Below are 255 nucleotides of genomic sequence, written 5' to 3'. Positions count from 1 at the left end.
AGTGAAGAAACAAAGGACTTTGATACACTCTCACCACAAAGCTGTTCAACAATATTAGTGACCTTCCGAGTAGAGACCCCATTAACAACCATCTCAAGCATAGAGAGCGTAAGAGCTTGGTCGACCCTGGAAAATTTTTCAAATAGTGAAGGGGAAAAATCACCTTCTCGTGTACGTGGAACCCGCAATTTAATCTTTCCGATACCGAGGAGGAGTTCTCTTTCATAATAGCCATTTCTGTAATCCCGTCGTTCG

At 42.7% G+C, this 255-nt stretch carries 1 protein-coding gene; it reads right to left on the bottom strand.

Annotated elements, in window-relative coordinates:
• Positions 1–255 (bottom strand): transposase (locus ACQCVH_RS25440; RefSeq protein WP_426838414.1); only part of this gene is annotated, 255 nt, incomplete at both ends.

Source organism: Bacillus infantis, from assembly GCF_050107595.1.
GTDB classification, from domain to species: domain Bacteria; phylum Bacillota; class Bacilli; order Bacillales; family Cytobacillaceae; genus Bacillus_AB; species Bacillus_AB infantis_C.
Note: the sequence above shows the minus strand (reverse complement) of the source record. Positions and strands in the feature narration are given on the sequence as shown.